The sequence below is a fragment of the Streptomyces katrae genome, from assembly GCF_000966975.1.
Lineage (GTDB): Bacteria > Actinomycetota > Actinomycetes > Streptomycetales > Streptomycetaceae > Streptomyces > Streptomyces katrae.
Map to the genome: position 1 here is coordinate 1 of NZ_JZWV01000096.1, position 2464 is coordinate 2464.

General features: G+C 78.8%; 1 pseudogene. It reads left to right on the forward strand.

Features of this window, described 5'->3' with window-relative positions:
* The first annotated feature begins 234 nt into the window (after positions 1-234).
* Positions 235-2303: pseudogene (locus VR44_RS05215) on the forward strand (primosomal protein N').
* The last annotated feature ends 161 nt before the right edge of the window (positions 2304-2464 follow it).

A 2464-nucleotide genomic window follows, 5' to 3' on the forward strand; every position in this document is an offset into this window, starting at 1 on the left:
ACCCGATACCGCCCCAGACCCGCAGGTCCGGGGCGGTATCGCGTTGCGGGCGCCGCCCATCCCCGCACAGGCTGCCCGGGCCCTCCCGGTGCGAGGGGTGACGGCTTCATCTGGAGCCGGGCGCGAGCCCGGCGTCGAAGGACCCGGTACCGCCGCCGCCCGCCGGGACCTCGGGAGGGCTCCGAGAACTCGGCGAGGCTCCGACTGTCGGTGCCCTTTGGTAAGAATGCTGCTGTGAGCAGCGAGAACGCACCCGACGCAGACGGCCCCGGCGGCCCGCCGCAGCAGCTCGCGCTCATCCGGGAGATGGTCGCCGAGGCGAAGGCCAAGGCGCCCAAGGCCAAACCGCGGACCTGGCGCGGAGCCGCCCTCGCCGAGGAACTCCCGGTCGCCCGCGTCCTCGTCAACAAGGGCGTGCTCCACCTCGACCGGCTCTTCGACTACGCCGTCCCCGCCGAGCTCTCCGAGACCGCCCTCCCCGGGGTCCGCGTCCGGGTCCGCTTCGGCGCCGGAGCCCACCGGGTGCACGGCGGCCGCCGCGAGGGCGGCGGGCTCATCGACGGCTTCATCGTCGAGCGGTGCGCCGAGTCCGACTACGAGGGGGCGCTGGCCGCCCTCGCCCAGGTCGTCTCGCCCGAGGTGGTCCTCGGCCCCCGCATGCTGGCCCTCGCCCGGGCCGTCGCCGACCGCTACGCCGGCAGCCTGGCCGACGTCCTCCAGCTGGCCCTGCCCCCGCGCAACGCCCGCGCCGAAGCCAAGCCCTCCCCGGACCCGCTGCCCCCGCCGACCGCCCCGGAGCCCGGCGGCTGGACCCGGTACGGCGCCGGGCCCGCCTTCCTGCGCGCCCTGGCCGGCGGCGGCAGCCCCCGCGCGGTGTGGACCGCCCTGCCCGGCCCCGGCTGGGCCGATGAGCTGGCCCGGGCCATGGCGGCCACCCTCGCCTCCGGCCGCGGCGCCCTCGCCGTCGTACCCGACGGGCGTACGGCCGCCCGGGTCGACGCCGCCCTCACCGCCCTGCTGGGCGAGGGGCGGCACGCCCTGCTGACCGCCGACTCCGGGCCGGAGAAGCGCTACCGGGAGTGGCTCGCCGTCAACCGGGGCTCGGTCCGGGCCGTGGTCGGCACCCGGGCCGCCATGTTCGCGCCCGTACGCGACCTCGGGCTGGTCGCCGTCTGGGACGACGGCGACTCCAGCCACGGCGCCGACCACGCCCCCTTCCCGCACGTCCGCGAGGTGCTGGAGCTCCGCGCGGTCACCGACGGCTGCGGTTTCCTCGTCGGCGGCACCAGCTGCACCGTCGAGGCCGCCCAGCTGGTCGAGTCCGGCTGGGCCCGGCCGCTGACCGCCGACCGCTGGCCCGCGACGGGGCCGCCCGCGCGGCGCGACTGCCGAGCCTGGCCTGGGAGACCGTCCGGGAGGGCCTGAAGAGCGGGCCCGTACTGGTCCAGGTGCCCCGGCGCGGGTACGTGCCCCGGCTGGCATGCGAGCGCTGCCGGACCCCGGCCCGCTGCACCGTGTGCGCAGGTCCGCTGGAGGCCCCCGACGAGCGGGACCTGCACTGCGGCTGGTGCGGGCGCGCCGAGCCGGCCTGGCACTGCGAGGAGTGCGGATCGTTCCGGCTGCGGGCCCAGGTGGTGGGCGCGCGGCGGACCGCGGAGGAACTGGGCCGGGCCTTCCCGGCCGTGCCGGTACGGACCTCGGGCCGCGACCACGTCCTGGACGAGGTGCCGGACCGTCCGGCGCTGGTGGTCTCCACCCCCGGCGCCGAACCGGTCGCGGCGGGCGCCGGGTACGCGGCGGCGCTGCTGCTGGACGGCTGGGCGATGCTGACCCGGCCCGACCTGCGGGCGGGGGAGGACGCGCTGCGCCGCTGGATCGCCGCCGCCTCGCTGGTCCGGGCGGACGGCCAGGTCGTGGTGGTCGCCGAGCCGACGCTGCGGCCCGTGCAGGCCCTGGTGCGGTGGGATCCCGTGGGACACGCGGTGCGGGAGCTCGCGGAGCGGGCGCAGCTGGGCTTCCCGCCGGTGTCGCGGATGGCGGCGGTGGCGGGGCGGGGCGAGGCGGTGGAGGCCTTCCTGGCCGCTGCCGCCCTGCCGGCGGACGCGGAGGTGCTGGGGCCCGTGCCGCTGCCCGGGCGGCGGGGGGAGGCCTCGCCGGGGGAGCGGGCGCTGGTCCGGGTCCCGCCGGGCAGCGGTGCCGCGTTGGCCGCCGCGCTGAAGTCGGCGCAGGCCGCGCGGATGGCCCGGGGCGTCCCGGCCGCCGACGCGGTCCGGGTACGGATCGACCCGCCGGACATCGGCTGAGCCGGACCCTGCGGGGCGGGGGGTGATGCCGCTGCGCGGTGCTTCTCCCCGCCCCGCCCTTCGCCCGTTCAAACGCCGGCGGGGCTATGGACAGCCCGCGCGGCGTTTGAGCGCCCCGGGCGCGGAGCGCACGGTATCCGGGGTCGGGGCGGAGCCCCGGG